The sequence below is a fragment of the Serratia sp. A07 genome, from assembly GCF_058725505.1.
In genome coordinates, this window is sequence record NZ_JBZXDO010000003.1 from 94234 (window position 1) to 108543 (window position 14310).

At 62.1% G+C, this 14310-nt stretch carries 13 protein-coding genes; 9 read left to right on the top strand and 4 right to left on the bottom strand.

Going from position 1 to position 14310, the window contains the following annotated elements:
- The first annotated feature begins 1 nt into the window (after nucleotide 1).
- The 6 genes from AC4PR2_RS04165 to ppnP all read left to right on the top strand — a co-directional run bounded on the left by AC4PR2_RS04165 (nucleotide 2) and on the right by ppnP (nucleotide 5744).
- Complete coding sequence (locus tag AC4PR2_RS04165; RefSeq protein WP_100396231.1) at nucleotides 2-793, top strand: energy transducer TonB; 792 nt, start codon at nucleotides 2-4, stop codon at nucleotides 791-793.
- A 253-nt stretch (nucleotides 794-1046) separates the two neighbouring features.
- Nucleotides 1047-1820, top strand: a complete 774-nt coding sequence (locus AC4PR2_RS04170; protein ID WP_060423304.1) for an IclR family transcriptional regulator — start codon at nucleotides 1047-1049, stop codon at nucleotides 1818-1820.
- A gap of 219 nt (nucleotides 1821-2039) precedes the next feature.
- On the top strand, nucleotides 2040-3596 hold the full coding sequence (locus AC4PR2_RS04175) for an OPT/YSL family transporter (protein ID WP_330113319.1): 1557 nt from the start codon (nucleotides 2040-2042) through the stop codon (nucleotides 3594-3596).
- 34 nt (nucleotides 3597-3630) lie between these two features.
- Entirely contained in the window at nucleotides 3631-4560 is a 930-nt protein-coding gene (locus tag AC4PR2_RS04180; RefSeq protein WP_492174912.1) for a DUF1177 domain-containing protein, read from the top strand.
- 4 nt (nucleotides 4561-4564) lie between these two features.
- Complete coding sequence (locus AC4PR2_RS04185) at nucleotides 4565-5242, top strand: AroM family protein (protein WP_492174913.1); 678 nt, start codon at nucleotides 4565-4567, stop codon at nucleotides 5240-5242.
- 211 nt (nucleotides 5243-5453) lie between these two features.
- Nucleotides 5454-5744, top strand: coding sequence for a pyrimidine/purine nucleoside phosphorylase (ppnP, locus tag AC4PR2_RS04190; RefSeq protein ID WP_004940463.1), 291 nt, complete (start codon nucleotides 5454-5456; stop codon nucleotides 5742-5744).
- A gap of 65 nt (nucleotides 5745-5809) precedes the next feature.
- On the opposite strand, the gene rdgC is transcribed toward ppnP, so the two are convergent.
- Nucleotides 5810-6721, bottom strand: a complete 912-nt coding sequence (gene rdgC / locus AC4PR2_RS04195; protein WP_004940461.1) for a recombination-associated protein RdgC — start codon at nucleotides 6719-6721, stop codon at nucleotides 5810-5812.
- Nucleotides 6722-6937: 216 nt separating this feature from the next.
- On the opposite strand from rdgC, the gene mak reads away from it, so the two are divergent.
- From mak to AC4PR2_RS04210, 3 genes are all read left to right on the top strand, one after another.
- Complete coding sequence (mak, locus tag AC4PR2_RS04200) at nucleotides 6938-7852, top strand: fructokinase (protein WP_049199829.1); 915 nt, start codon at nucleotides 6938-6940, stop codon at nucleotides 7850-7852.
- 102 nt (nucleotides 7853-7954) lie between these two features.
- Nucleotides 7955-8188 carry a type II toxin-antitoxin system Phd/YefM family antitoxin gene (locus AC4PR2_RS04205; RefSeq protein ID WP_049199831.1) on the top strand — a complete coding sequence of 78 codons (234 nt, stop codon included), beginning with the start codon at nucleotides 7955-7957 and terminating at the stop codon, nucleotides 8186-8188.
- Nucleotides 8185-8571 carry a type II toxin-antitoxin system VapC family toxin gene (locus AC4PR2_RS04210; protein WP_038873221.1) on the top strand — a complete coding sequence of 129 codons (387 nt, stop codon included), beginning with the start codon at nucleotides 8185-8187 and terminating at the stop codon, nucleotides 8569-8571. The genes AC4PR2_RS04205 and AC4PR2_RS04210 overlap by 4 nt, the downstream gene beginning before the upstream one ends.
- Here the strand turns inward: AC4PR2_RS04210 and licT are convergent.
- The 3 genes from licT to sbcD form a co-directional block, all read right to left on the bottom strand.
- A complete protein-coding gene (gene licT / locus AC4PR2_RS04215; protein WP_492174914.1) occupies nucleotides 8568-9416 on the bottom strand; it encodes a BglG family transcription antiterminator LicT in 849 nt (282 codons plus the stop codon). The genes AC4PR2_RS04210 and licT overlap by 4 nt on opposite strands.
- Before the next feature lie 231 nt (nucleotides 9417-9647).
- On the bottom strand, nucleotides 9648-12899 hold the full coding sequence (gene sbcC, locus AC4PR2_RS04220; protein WP_330113321.1) for an exonuclease subunit SbcC: 3252 nt from the start codon (nucleotides 12897-12899) through the stop codon (nucleotides 9648-9650).
- Nucleotides 12896-14128, bottom strand: a complete 1233-nt coding sequence (gene sbcD, locus AC4PR2_RS04225) for an exonuclease subunit SbcD (RefSeq protein WP_147839384.1) — start codon at nucleotides 14126-14128, stop codon at nucleotides 12896-12898. The genes sbcC and sbcD overlap by 4 nt, the downstream gene beginning before the upstream one ends.
- Nucleotides 14129-14310: the final 182 nt, after the last annotated feature.

Consider the following 14310-nt stretch of genomic DNA (forward strand, 5'->3'; position numbering starts at 1 on the left):
CATGTCGGTTTCTCCGCTGCCTTTCGCCGCGCCCGGCGCCGCCATGCCCTGGCGCCGTTGCCTGGTGCTGGTGCTGGCGTTGCACCTGCTGGCCGCGGCGCTGCTCTGGCCCTGGCGAGACAAGGCCGCGCCGCCGTGGGTGCCGCCGCCGGCGGTCATGGTGGTGATGGCCGCCGCACCGCAGGCCCCGGCCGAGGTAAAACAACCGCCGGGAGAAAGGACGCCCCCGCCTCCGGTTGAGCCGCCGGCGCCGCCGGAACCCTTGCCGACGGTGAAGGTGCCTGAAGCCGTACGGCCGAACATCGCCGTAGCGCCGAAGCAGAAAAAACCGCCCAAGCCGGTGAAGAAAACCCTCCCGCCGCGCACGCCGCCGCAGGAGAAAACGATCGCGCCGCCGAAGGTTCAGGAGCAAAGCGTCGGCGCGCCGCCGCCGGGCCGGGCAGATAAAACGGCCGCGCCGCAAACCCGCCTGATGCCCTATGCGCAGGCGGGGGAGGATAGCTGGCGCAGCCGCATCAACAGCCGCCTTAATCGCTTTAAGCGTTACCCCAAAGACGCATTGCGGCTGAAGCGCCAGGGCGTTGGGCAGGTGCGTTTCACGTTGGACAGGCAGGGCCATGTGCTGGCGGTGACGCTGGTCAGCAGCGCCGGGCTGCCGTCGCTGGATCGCGAAATCCAGGCGCTGGTCAAGCGCGCTTCGCCGTTGCCTACGCCGCCGGCGGATGCTTACGTCAACGGCACGGTGGAATTGACGTTGCCGATCGATTTCAGTTTGCGCGGCGCGGGTTTTTGAGCCGCGACAATATCTCCTCCTGATAAACTCATTTTTCAGCAGCTTGTCCTGCCATTCATTATTTTCGAAGCGTATCGTTATTTTATTTGGCGCGGATAAGTTGGCGTTCTGCGCGATATTTTCATTTAAAAAGCACGAATGCCTTTTATTTCGCGGCTGACAAAAAATAAACAGCTTGACGCTGAGGAGTTCGGGTTCTAGTTTTTAATTATAAAACAGGAACTGAGTTCCATATAATGGAACAAGGCGGATCATGACAACGCTGGAAAATGCCGCTGCGGTATTAAAACTCTTTTCTCAACAACGCGTGATGCATGGCCAGCCGGGCATTGCATTCAGCGACGTGGTGGGCCAACTGGCTTTGCCGAAAAGCACGGTATCGCGCCTGCTGCAGACCATGGAAAATCAGGGCATGCTGGAGCGCGATCCTGATAGCCGGCGTTACCGCATCGGCGCGCTGTTGCTGGCGGCATCCAGCCACTACCTGTCGATGCCGCTGGTGGACAGCCTGGCGGCCAGTATGGCGCAGCTGTGCCGCCAGACGGCCTGTACCGGCTACCTTTCGATATTGGAAGGGCAGGAAATCATGGTGATGCGCATGTTCCCCGGCCGCCACTTTTTGCAGGTGGTGACTCCGGCAGGTTACCGTTCACCGGCGGCGGAAACCTCGGTCGGCCGGGCGATATTGGCGCGTGAAAGCGACGAGCAGGTTCGGGCGCGTTACGCCGGCGGTTACCGGGCGACTTCGCCCAATGCGCCGCAAACGTTGGATGCGCTGTTGCAGAAGTTGCAGCAGGTGAGGCGTGAGGGATGGTCGCTGGCGCGCAATGAAACCCTGAACAGCATCAGTTCGCTGGCGACCGCGCTGGTGAACAAGCACGGCAGCGAGACGGTGGGGTTGTGCCTGTCCTTCCCCTCGCAGGGCGAGGAGCAGCCGTTTGTACCGGAAGTCCTGGCTGAATTAATCGCAGTCAGCCGCCAACTGGCGGAAAAATATGGCGATGATTATTGGCAGCAGATCAAATAACGCGCCTGAGCTATCGTGTTGCATCATAATTAACGAGCGCCGACACCAGGGAACTCATTAGTTATATTTCACCGTGTTTTATTGGTGATAAATAGATAGGGTAAATAAGAAAATAATCACGTTATGACGCCGGCAGTTCCAAATAATGGAACTGCTGCGGCGAGCTATCGCCTGGCGTTATTTCCGCCACGCGGCAGGGAATATTCAGGGAAACCAAGCATGAAATCAAATAATCCGCTAAAAGAGGCCGGCACGCTGTTGGTCATGGCGCTGCTTTCGGTGGTGGGAGCGATCATCGGCGTTCAGCTGATTACCACGCTGGGCGTGACGCCCAACACCTCGATCATCGGTGCGCTGATCGCCATGCTGTTGGCACGTATTCCGCTGCAAATGTTCCAACGCTACCGCTCGGTGCACACCCAGAACCTGGCGCAGACGGTGATCTCCTCCGCCACCTTCGGCGCGGCCAATTGCCTGCTGATGCCGATTGCGGTGCCTTACGTGATGGGGCAACCGCAGCTTATTTTACCGATGTTCTGCGGCGTGGCGGCGGCGATGCTGCTCGACGCCTATCTGCTTTATCGCCTGTTCGATACCAAAGTGTTTCCCGCCGCCAATGCCTGGCCGCCCGGCGTCGCCGCCGCGGAGGCGATTAAAGCCGGCGATCGCGGCGGCAAGCAGGCCTGGCTTTTGGTGGTGGGCGTAGGGGTGGGCATCGCCGGATCAATGCTCAAGATCCCCATGGCGGCCTTCGGCACCGCCTTTATCGGCAATATCTGGGCGCTGAGCATGTTCGGCGTCGGGCTATTGCTGCGGGCTTACGCCGAGCCGGTGGCCGGTTTCGATATCAATGCCCATTTTATTCCGCACGGCGTGATGGTCGGCGCCGGCCTGGTGGCGCTGATCCAGGTTGCGCAGGTGATCCGTAGCCGCCGCGCCGATAGCGCCGGTTATACCCAGCCGGACAGTGCGGTAAGCAAAGCGCTCGGCCTGGGCGCAGTCGGCTACATCGCCATCGCCGCGTTTTTGGCTCTGGTCGGCGGGCTGTTTAGCGAGATGTCGCTGCCGATGTTGGCGCTGTTCGTGATTTACGCGGCGTTCGCCGCTTTCGTTCATGAGCTGATCGTCGGTATCGCCGCCATGCACTCCGGCTGGTTTCCGGCGTTCGCGGTGGCGTTGATCACCCTGATCGTCGGTATTCTGATCGGTTTCCCACCGCTGGCGCTGTGCATCCTGACCGGTTTTACCGCCGCCACCGGGCCGGCTTTCGCCGACATGGGCTTTGATTTGAAAGCCGGCTTCATCCTGCGCGGCTACGGCGAGGATCTGCGGCAGGAGCTGCTGGGGCGCCGCATTCAGCTGTTTGCGGCGCTGATCGCCTTCCTCATCGCCATTCCGGTGGTTTACCTCTCTTATCACAGCTATTTCCTGCAGGATCTGATCCCGCCGGTCGCGCGCGTTTACGCGAAGACCATCGAGGCCGGTGTGCAGCCGGGCATCGCCTGGAGCCTTTTGATCTGGGCGATCCCCGGCGCCGTGGTACAGCTGATCGGCGGTCCTAAGCGCCAGCTCGGTGTGCTGCTGGCGACCGGCCTGCTGATCAACAACGCCTTGGCCGGGTGGGCGGTGCTGGTGGGCATTGCGCTGCGCGTGGCGATCCTGCGCCGTTGGGGCGATCGCGGCCGCACGCCGATGGAGATCATGGCGGCCGGGTTTATCGCCGGCGACGCGCTCTACAACTTCTTCAGCTCGATTTTTTCCAGCAAGGGCAAATAGCCCCTGCCGATGACATTGGTGAGGTAAAACGACCATGAGTTTGCAACAAACGCTGCAGGTTTTTGAATTGATGGATAGCGCATTCGTCAGCGGCCAGGACGTCGTCGATCTGTTTGCGGCTTACCCGGCGATCCGGGCCAGCACCTTGCGCGCCGACGGGCCGAAGGGTGGCACCGATTTCGTGCGCATCGAGATCCCCGGTAGCGCAGGCAAATTCGCTGGCGGTGCGGCGCCGACGCTGGGCATTATCGGCCGCCTGGGCGGCATCGGCGCGCGGCCGACGCGTATCGGGCTGGTGTCCGACGGCGACGGCGCGATCGCTGCCATTGCCGCCGCGCTGAAGCTGGCGGAGATGCAGCGTAAGGGCGATACGCTGCCGGGCGATGTGATCGTCACCACCCATATTTGCCCGAACGCGCCGACCCGCCCGCACGATCCGGTCGATTTTATGGATTCGCCGATCGATGACGTGACGATGAACGATAATGAAGTGGTGCCGGAGGCGGACGCCATCCTGTCGATCGATACCACCAAAGGCAACCGCATCATCAACCACAAAGGCTATGCGCTGTCGCCGACGGTGAAAGAGGGCTACATCCTGCGGGTGGCGGAAGATCTGCTGCGCATCATGGAGATGACCAGCGGCCGCCCGGCGGTGACCTTCCCGATCACCACACAGGACATCACCCCTTACGGCAACGGCGTGCATCACCTCAACAGCATCCTGCAGCCCTCGACCGCTACTGCGGCGCCGGTGGTCGGCGTGGCGATTTGCAGCGAATCGGTGGTGCCGGGCTGCGGCACCGGCGCCAGCCACGAAACGGACATCGCGCTGGCGGCCAAATTCGCGGTGGAAGTCGCCAAAGAATTCGGCCGTGGCACCTGCCGGTTTTACGATGCCGCCGAATACGGCCAGCTGCTGGCGCTGTACGGCAGCCTGAGCCACCTGCAAAAAAGGAGATAGACCCATGACGGCTTCATTCGCCACGCTGACCCTCGGTCAGGCGCCGCGCAGCGATATCATGCCGCTGCTGTCTGCTTATCTGCCGGCGGAGCGGGTGAGGCACGTCGGTTTGCTGGACGGCCTGGATGCCGGGCAGATCGCCGAGCGTTATGCGCCGCAACAGGGCGATAAGCTGCTGGTGTCGCGCCTGTTGGACGGCACGCAGGTGACGCTCGGTGCCGCTCGCGTCGAAAGCGGGTTGCAGCAGAAGATCCGCGAGCTGGAGGCGGCGGGGTGCCAGGTGATCCTGTTGCTGTGCACCGGCGAATTCGGCCGCTTGCAGGCGGAACAGGCGCTGTTGCTGGAGCCGGATCGCATTATTCCGCCGTTGATCTCCGCGATCGTCGGCGCACACCGCGTCGGCATCGTGGTGCCGATGGCGGAACAGGTTGGGCAGCAGGCGGGTAAATGGCGGCAGCTGGCGACGCCGCCGAGCTATGCCGTCGCCAGCCCCTATCTGGCAGATGAGGCCGCGCTGGAGCAGGCGGCTTGCGCACTGCTGCGGCAAGGGGCGGAGGTGGTGGTGCTCGACTGCATCGGTTATCACCAGCGCCATCGCGCCTATTTGCAGGCGCGTCTGTCGGTGCCGGTGCTGCTGTCGAACGTACTGGTCGCCAAGCTGGCCGCAGAGTTAATCGACTGATTCAAATAGCGATAAGTCACCGCTCGACGCGGCCTCAGGCGCTTTGCGCCCAGGGATCGCCCAGGGCTTCAGCAGCCCTGGCTGCCGGTGAGAGGCCCTGCAGCGTTTTCCTCTGCGCCGCGATCGCATTTCGCGCGAAAAACCAGTGACAGATCAACCGCAATCCCCCAATATGGATTTTCCATCAAGATGATTACGCGGGTGCCAGTCTATGCTGAAAGTGAATGAGTATTTTGCCGGAAAAGTGAAGTCTATCGGTTTTGACAGTAGCAGCATCGGTCTTACCAGCGTGGGCGTGATGGAAGAGGGGGAATACACCTTCTCCACCGCGCAACCGGAAGAAATGACGGTGATCACCGGGGCGCTGAAAGTGCTGCTGCCGGGGGCGCCGGACTGGCAGGTGTTTACGCCGGGCGAGAAGTTCTTCGTGCCGGGGCACAGCGAGTTCAACCTGCAGGTGGCCGATGCGACCGCCTATCTGTGCCGCTACCTGAGCAAATAAATTTTGTTCGTTAGGGGAACGCAGGGCTCAGCGGATGCTGGGCCCTGGTCGTTTCTGCGGCGGGATTAACGTTGGGCTTCGCCGCCGAGCGCTTCGATGGTGTTTTTGATCAACGCCGCCAGCTCGCTGGTCATCAGGATAAAGTCGGCGTCAAAGCGCTGAGCGAAGTCATCGCGATCGATATCGTCGTTCTGTTCGCGCAGCGTGTCGGCGAACTTCAGGCGCTTGAGCGAGCCGTCGTCCGACAGCATCAGCTGAATGCGCTCCTGCCAGTCCACCGCCAGTTTGGTCACCAGCTTGCCGGCTTCGATATGCACCGCGATTTCGTCGCTGATCAGATTCTGTTTCTTGCAGCGGATCACGCCGCCTTCTTCCAGAATCGCTTTCAGTTCCGCTTCATCCTGAATGGCGAAGCCGGCCGGCATCTCGCCGGAACGCACCCATTCGGTCAGCGTCAGTTCGATCGGGCTTTCCATGGTCAGCGGCACCACCGGCAGCGAGCCGAGGCTCTTGCGCAGCAGCGCCAGCGTATCTTCGGCGCGTTTGGCGCTGGCGGCATCGACCATGATCAGATCGTTGACGGTGTCTATCCACATGAAGGTCTGATTGAAGCGGCTGAACGCGCGCGGCAGCAGGCTGTGCAGCACTTCGTCCTTCAGCGCGTCTTTCTCGGTTTTCTTCAGTTTGCGGTGTTGTTCCGCCTCCAGGCGCTCAATCTTGGCCTGCAGCTCTTGCTTGATGACCGGCGACGGCAGGATTTTCTCTTCCTTGCGCGCGCAGATGACGATCTGGCCGTTGACCGCGTGCGTCAGCGCATCGCTGTGCGAGCCCATCGGGGAGACCCAGCCGGTCTTCGCCATGTCCTGGCTGCCGCACGGCGTGAAGGCGAACGCGCTGAGTTGTTTTTCCATTTCATCCGCGTTTAACGCCACTTCGCGGCTCAAACGGTAAACCATCAAATTCTTAAACCACAGCATAATGTTATCCCTGGCTGGGCGTGCGTTCGGCACGCTGATTCGTCAAAAGCAGGGCGGCATGATAACGAATTGACGCTGAAAAATCGCCCCATTCTCTCCGAATTGCGTCGCCGTACGCAGCGGAAAAGGCCTGGCCGGGGAGAGGGAAACAGGTGATTCATCCGCGCGCTTACATTAGGCTGTGGCAACGCTGCGCTGCATCGAGGAGAAAAAAACGTGCGCATTGGCATCGATTTGGGCGGGACAAAAATTGAAGTGATTGCGTTGGCGGACGACGGGCGGGAGTTGTTTCGCCATCGTATCGCCACGCCGCGCCATGACTACGGGCAAACCCTGGCGGCGATCGCCGGGCTGGTGAAACTGGCGGAAGATCATACCGGCGAACAGGGATCGGTCGGGATCGGCATTCCCGGCACGCTGTCGCCGTTTACCGGGCGGGTGAAAAACGCTAACTCGGTATGGCTCAACGGCCAACCGTTGGACAAGGATCTGTCGGCGCTGTTGGCGCGCGAGGTGCGTATCGCCAACGACGCCAACTGCCTGGCGGTGTCGGAAGCTACCGACGGCGCAGGCGCCGGCGCGCAAACCGTGTTTGCGGTCATTATCGGCACCGGCTGCGGCGCCGGCGTGGCGCTGAACGGCCAGGCGCATTCCGGCGGCAACGGCATCGCCGGCGAATGGGGCCACAATCCGCTGCCGTGGCAGGATGACGATGAGCTGCGTTACGCCCGCGAAGTGCCGTGCTACTGCGGCAAGCCGGGCTGCATCGAAACCTTTATTTCCGGCACCGGTTTCGCCACCGACTATGCGCGCCTGAGCGGCAACGCGCTGCAAGGGCACGAGATCATGGCGCTGAGCGAGCGGGGCGATGCGCTGGCGGAGCAGGCGATCGTTCGCTACGAAATGCGGCTGGCGAAAGCGTTGGCGCACGTGATCAACATTCTGGATCCGGACGTGGTGGTGCTCGGCGGCGGCATGAGCAACGTGGATCGCCTGTACCGCACGGTGCCTGAAAGGGTGAAAGGTTGGGTATTTGGCGGCGAGTGTGAAACGCCGATCCGCAAGGCGGTGCACGGCGACTCCAGCGGCGTACGCGGTGCGGCCTGGCTGTGGCCGCAACAGCAGCGCTAAGCGTTGCAACAAAGCGCGAGACTGCTCGCGCTTTAAACGACTCCCTGTACAAAAACTGGACGGCGCTTTATGCTTTAGCTAACTTAGCTAAGGAGGACGCGTATGGCAATTCAGGCCAATATGCACGAAGCCAAATCCAATCTGAGCCAGCTGGCGGACAGAGCCGCGGAGGGAGAAACCGTGATTATTGCAAAAGCAGGGAAGCCGTACGTACAGCTGGTCGCCATCCAGGGCGAAGCGCGCCGCCCCGGCGCCGCCAAGGGCAAGTTCACCGTGCCGGCGGATTTCAACGCGGGGGATGCGGCCATTGCGGCGCTGTTTGAGGGCGATGAATGAAGCGTCTGCTGCTGGATACCCACACATTGCTGTGGTGGCTGATTGATGACGCCTGCCTGGGCGCGAATGCCAAAAGGCAGATCGCCGATCCGGGCAATGCGGTGTACGTCAGCGCGGCCAGCATTTGGGAGATCTCGATCAAACAGGCGCTGGGCAAGCTGGCGCTGCCGGAAGACATCTTTGCGATCATCGAGGCCGAAGATTTTCTGGCGCTGCCGATGGACGCCTTTCACTGCCAACAGGCCGGGCAACTGCCGCCCTATCATCAGGATCCTTTCGATCGCATGCTGATCGCACAGGCGCAGGCCGAAGGCCTGACGCTGATCTCCGCCGACGCGGTGTTTCCGCAGTACGGCGTACGGGTGGCGGACGCCCGCCGTTAAGCCGGTTTTTCCTCGCTTTCGCTGCGCACCCGTTCGATATGAATGGTCAGGAACATCATCTCTTCCGTGGTGAGCTGATGCTGATAGTGCTTTTCGATGTGGCGGTTGATCTTGCCGGCGCAGGCGAATGACTCACGGTATTTCTCTTTCACCACCTGATACAGCGAGTCGTCGTCGCTGTCGACGTAGTTTTTCCCCAGCAGGCGCTGGGCGAAGAATTTCAAATGGGTGACGAAACGGTGGTAGCTCAGGGCTTCCTCGTTGTAATCAAAGCGGAAGTGGTATTTGACCAGGTTGAGGATCTCTTGCATCACGCGGGTGATGTGCAGCGTATTGTGCATCTCGTCGTTAAGCTGGGCGTTGACCAGGTGCAGGGCGATAAATCCGGCTTCGTCTTCCGGCAACGCGGTATCCAGCCGTTGGGCGATCAGGGCCAGCGCCTCCAGGCCGACGGCGAACTCGGCCGGATAGAGCTTTTTAATCTCCCACAGCAACGCATTTTTGATATCCAACCCTTCCGCATGGTGCTGCAGGGCGAAGTGGATATGATCGGTCAGCGTGATGTAGACGATGTTGTGCAACTTGCCCGGCAGCCGTTCGCGGGCGAGGGTAATAATCCTGTCGGCGGTGGTGACGCAGGCCAGCGGGATCTCGGAGAGCAGCTCTTTATAGCGCTCGGCGATTTCGCCGCCGTTATGGGTGAACACCTTTTCGATCAGGCTTTCGTCCAGCGTGTCGCCGGGCTTCTTTTTAAAGCCGATTCCTTTTCCCATTACCACCGTCTCTTCCTGACGGTCGTCCAGCGTAATCACCACGTTATTATTGAGTATTTTAGCGATTTTCATGGTCTTTCCCGGTGTTTCAGCATCCTGAAAACGAAAAAACCTGACGCCCGGAAGCGATCCCGGGCGTCAGGTTTTGCCTGTATTTTATGTTTCTGTCCTGCGGCCTGAGCGGCGGAGGGGATACAGTAACAATCCTGTTATGCCTGCATAATAACCCGTGCTCGCCGCGGCTCAACGCTTTTCACTGCGGAGTGCCGCCGCGGTCACACTTCTGTACCGCGCACGGCGGGATCATTCCAGCCTAAAGTGCGCCTCCAGCCGGCTGACGCCGAGCCCGTTGACCTTTTTCACTTTGATCTGCACCGGAATGCGCTCTTTCATCGCCTCGACGTGGCTGATCACGCCAATGGTTTTACCGGAAGCATTCAGGCTGTCCAGCGCGTCCAGCGCGGTATCGAGGGTTTCGGCGTCCAGCGTGCCGAAGCCTTCGTCGAGGAACAGCGAGTCGATGCTGGTTTTGTGGCTGACCAGATCGGACAACGCCAGCGCCAGCGCCAGGCTGACCAGGAAGCTCTCGCCGCCGGACAGGGTACGGGTATCGCGCAGCGCGTCGGCCTGCCAGGTGTCCACCACCTGCAGCTCCAGCGCGTCGCTGGTTTTGCGCTGCAGCAGGTAGCGCCCGTGCAGCCGGCCGAGCTGAAGGTTGGCCAGATAAACCAGATGATCGAGCGTCAGCCCCTGCGCGAAGCGGCGGAACTTGTCGCCTTCTTTCGAGCCGATCAGCTGGTTGAGGTAGCTCCAGTCGTCGTAGTCTTGCTGGCTGCGGGCGATTTGCTCGAACAGCGCCTGTTGATTGAGACGGCGGGCGGCGTCGCTTTCCAGCTGGTTGCGCAGCTCGCCCTGGCTCAGCTGCAGCGCCTTCAACTGCTGTGCCAGCTCGGCCAACGATTGGGTGAGTACGTCGAGATCCGCGTTGGCTTCATCCACCCCTTCCGGGCGGTTCTGCCGATGCTGCTCCAGCGTTTGCGTTGCCTGAGCCAGCAGGGCCGCAGCCTCTACCTGCCGCTGCTGCAGCTGCTCTTTGCGCTGCTGCAATTCGCGGCGCAGGGCGTCGTCCAGGAGCGCGGCGACGAAGGCAGTTTCATCGGCGAATTCGCTGTCGGCCAGCGCCTGCTGCCATTGCTGCTCCGCCTGCTGCAGCCGTTCCTGCATTTGGGTGTGCTGTTGTTGCAACCCGGCCTGCTGGCCGGCCAGGCGCTCGCGCAGTTCCTGCGCCTTTTGCCACTGCTCGGCGGCCTGCAAGCTGGCCTGTTCACAGGCGGTTTGTTTGGCGCGCAGCTGTTCCCGCACCTCGGCGACTCGCTGTTCGCCGAACAGCGCCAGCCGCTGCGCGCGCCGCTCGGCGAGGGTCTTCTCGCCTTCCTGCCAGCGTTGAAGCAGGTCTTGCTGCTGTTGCAGGCTGTCGGCGTGGGTTTTCTGCAGCAGCGTAAAGCGCTCTTCGAGCAGCGCCAGCTGTTGCTGCGCCTGCTGCTGCTGCGTTTGCAGAGCGGCGAGCGCGTCTTTTGCCTGTTGTACCGCCTGCGCCGCCTGTTCATGCTGCTGCAGCGCGTGCTGCCCGCGCCGCTCTTCGTCGTCGCAGCCGCTCAGCCAGGCGCTGAGTTGCTCGCCCTCCGCCAGGGTAAAGTCGAATGCCAGCGGCGCGCTGAGCTGCTGCCATTGCTGCTGTTGGGCAGCCAGCTGCTGCTCATCCTGCGCGATAGCCTGCTGCTGGCGTTGCTGCTGCTCTTGCAGGCCTTCACAGCGGGTGCGCAGCTCGGTGCCCTGGGTTTGCAGTTTCTCGGCGAGGGTGCGCATCTCAACCAAGCGTTGTTCCGTCGCCGAAGGCTGCACCGCCTGATATTGCTCCACCGCCGGATGGCTGGTGGAGCCGCACAGCGGGCAGGGTGCGCCGCTTTGCAACAGGGCGCGCTCCGCTTCCAGGCTGACGATGCGTTTTTCCAGCTCGTGGATCCGCTCCACTTCTTGCAGCTGCGCCTTGTGCTGTTTGAATTGCTGACGCGCGTTCTCCAGCTGGTGTTGCAGCCCGGCGAGCTGCGTTTGCCGCTCGGCGTGCTCTGCCTGTTGCCGGGCCAGACGCTCGCGAGTCTGACGGTAAAGGGAAGCGAGCGTGAATAACTGCTGGCGCGTCGGGCGCAGATCCGCCAGGGCGCTCAGGCGCTGGCGCAGCGGGGCCAGCGGGGTTTGCGCCTCCAGCGCCTGCTGCCGTTGCCGTTGAGCGGCCAGCGCTTCGGTCAGCGCGTTCAGCTGCTGCTGATGCTGTGCGGCCTGCGCCGTCAGCTGGCTGCGCTGGGCGGTGAGCTGCTCCAGTGCAGTCTGCTGCTGGGCGCACTGCTGCGTGGCGGCATCGCCGGCCTGTCGCCGCTCGGCCTGCGTCGACTGCAGTTGGGCGATCTGATGGTCGAGCGGGGCGACCTGGTCATCGATCAGCTGTTGCTGCTGCCGCATATGCTCGGCATGGGCTTGCTGCGCCAGACGGGCCTTTTCCACCGCCTGCTGCAGCGGCGCCAGCTGCGCCGAGTGTTGCTCCTGTTGCTGCGTCAGCTGGGCTGCCTGCTGTTGTATCGTCTGCAGCTCGGCGCGGCAGCGATCGCGTTCGCCGCGCAGCGGCCGCAATTTCTCGGCCGGTTCGCTCAGCGCCAGCCGCTGCAGCTGCGGGGCGGCCTCGGCCTGCTCGCGCTGGGCGGTTTCCAGCCGCCGTTGCCCCTCGTTTTGCTGTTGCTGGAGGCGCTGCCATTGCTGCAGCCAGCTCAGCGCCTGTTGCTGTTGCTGGGTTTGCTTGCCGAGAGCGCTTTCCTGCGCGCTCAGCGCCGTCAGCCGTTCAGTCAGGGAGTGGCGCTGTTCATCGCTCAGCAGCTCGATGCCGCTGGCGCGCTGGTGCAACGCATCCAGGTCGGTTTTGGCCTGCTTGTGGGATTCGAACACCTGTTCGGACAGCCGCCCGTAGATTTCGGTGCCGGTCAGCTCTTCCAACAGCTCGGCGCGATCGTTGGCGTCGGCGTTGAGGAACGCGGCGAACTGCCCCTGAGACAGCATCATCGATTTGGTGAAGCGGCCGAAGTCCAGCCCGGTGATGGCGGCGGTGATCTCCAGCTTATCGCGCACTTTATCTGCCAGGATCTTGCCGTCTTCGCGGCGCGCCAGTTCGACCTTCGGCGCCTGCAGATTGCCGTCCGGCGCGTTTTTGGCGCGGCGCTGGCTCCAGAAGGCGCGATAGCCGACGCCCTTGACCTCGAATTCGACCTCCGCCAGCGATTCGGCGGTGTGGCGGGTCATCAGTTCATTCTGGCTCGGCGTGACGTTGAGACGCGGCGTCTGGTGGTACAGCGCCAGGCAGATGGCGTCCAGCAGGGTGGTTTTGCCCGCGCCGGTCGGGCCGGTAATGGCGAACAGGCCGTTGCTGGCGAACGGCTCGGCGGTGAAGTCAATTTTCCACTCGCCCTGCAGCGAGTTGAGGTTTTTTAACCGCAGGCTGAGGATCTTCATGGGTGGGTCTCCTCAGGATTGTGCTGCACCGCATCGACCACCTGGCGGAACAGTTGATGCATCCGCCGTTGGCGCGCTTCGGGCATGTCGGCCTCCTGCGCCAGGCGCCGTTCGAACACCTCGTTGACGCTCAGCTCGTTCAGCGTTTCCTTGTCCTGCTGCGCGATCGCCTGGCGGCGTTGTTCTTTGCTGCGCCGCAGCAGCACCACTTCCACCGGCAGCTCATCCGCCATCAGCTGGATACGGCGCTGGATATCGCTGAGGTAGTCCTGCGTCGCCACTTCGATATCCAGCCACACCGGCAGCTCGCCGGCATAGTCGGCAAATTGCTGCAGCTGCCGTTCGATCTCGGCCAGATCGCCTTTGATCAGCTGCATGGGCTGGAACTGCGGGATCGTTAACGCTTCTACCTGCTGCAGGGCACCGTCGGCGAAATCCACCAGGAAGACGCTTTTGGCTTTGCCCAGTTCATCGAAGCTGAGCGGAATCGGTGAGCCGCTATAGCGAATATGTTCCGACTTGGCGACGTTCTGCGCGCGGTGAATGTGGCCCAGCGCGATGTAATCGGCAGGGGGGAAGGCCTGCGCCGGGAAGGCGTCCAGGGTGCCGATATAGATGTCGCGCACCGAGTCGGAGGTGGTGACGCCGACGGTGGTCAGGTGGCCGGTGGCGACGATCGGCAGCGGCAGGCCCAGCTGCTCGCGGCGTTCGCAGGCCGCCAGATACAGCGCTTGGTAATGTTCGGCAATGGCTTCCTGCAGCGCCTGCTGTTTCTGCGCGCCGGATTCGCCGGCGCGGCTGGTGAGCAGATCGCGCGGCCGCAGAAAAGGAATGGCGCACAGCACGGCGCCCGGCTGGCCGTCGCGCCGGTTAAGCACCACGATCTGCTGCTCAAGGGAGCCCTGCGCACTCGCGATCACCGTGGTGTTCAGGCAAGAGAGCAGTTCCCGCGATTCGTTCAGCGTCGCTACCGAGTCGTGGTTGCCGCCCAACACCACCAGTTGGCAGCCGGTGCGCTGCAGTTCCACCACGAAGCGGTTGTACAGCTCGCGGGCGTAGCTGGGCGGCGAGCCGGTATCGAACAGGTCCCCGGCGACGATCAGCGCATCCACCTGCTGCTGCTCGATCTGTTCGATCAGCCAGTTCAGAAAAGCCTGGTGCTCGGCGGCGCGGCTTTTGGTGAAAAAGTACTGGCCAAGATGCCAGTCAGAGGTGTGGATCAGGCGCATGACACTCCCGGATGCAAAGGTAATGGCGATGATTATAAAGGCCGCGGCGGCGCCTGTCCCGGCGCAATGGCGACGACTACGGAATGATTTTTCTTTGCACCGGGAAATAATCGCTATGCTTACTGCCTATAACAGCCGCTTTTTTTCATAAAAGTGTCACAAAACTGACGCATAATGGCGCC

Bases quoted from the DNA above. Each gene is read 5' to 3' on its own strand.
- AC4PR2_RS04165 (WP_100396231.1), top strand. From the start codon at position 2: ATGTCGGTTTCTCCGCTGCCTTTCGCCGCGCCCGGCGCCGCCATGCCC.
- AC4PR2_RS04170 (WP_060423304.1), top strand. From the start codon at position 1,047: ATGACAACGCTGGAAAATGCCGCTGCGGTATTAAAACTCTTTTCTCAA.
- AC4PR2_RS04175 (WP_330113319.1), top strand. From the start codon at position 2,040: ATGAAATCAAATAATCCGCTAAAAGAGGCCGGCACGCTGTTGGTCATG.
- AC4PR2_RS04180 (WP_492174912.1), top strand. From the start codon at position 3,631: ATGAGTTTGCAACAAACGCTGCAGGTTTTTGAATTGATGGATAGCGCA.
- AC4PR2_RS04185 (WP_492174913.1), top strand. From the start codon at position 4,565: ATGACGGCTTCATTCGCCACGCTGACCCTCGGTCAGGCGCCGCGCAGC.
- ppnP (WP_004940463.1), top strand. From the start codon at position 5,454: ATGCTGAAAGTGAATGAGTATTTTGCCGGAAAAGTGAAGTCTATCGGT.
- rdgC (WP_004940461.1), bottom strand. From the start codon at position 6,721: ATGCTGTGGTTTAAGAATTTGATGGTTTACCGTTTGAGCCGCGAAGTG.
- AC4PR2_RS04205 (WP_049199831.1), top strand. From the start codon at position 7,955: ATGGCAATTCAGGCCAATATGCACGAAGCCAAATCCAATCTGAGCCAG.
- AC4PR2_RS04210 (WP_038873221.1), top strand. From the start codon at position 8,185: ATGAAGCGTCTGCTGCTGGATACCCACACATTGCTGTGGTGGCTGATT.
- licT (WP_492174914.1), bottom strand. From the start codon at position 9,416: ATGAAAATCGCTAAAATACTCAATAATAACGTGGTGATTACGCTGGAC.
- sbcC (WP_330113321.1), bottom strand. From the start codon at position 12,899: ATGAAGATCCTCAGCCTGCGGTTAAAAAACCTCAACTCGCTGCAGGGC.
- sbcD (WP_147839384.1), bottom strand. From the start codon at position 14,128: ATGCGCCTGATCCACACCTCTGACTGGCATCTTGGCCAGTACTTTTTC.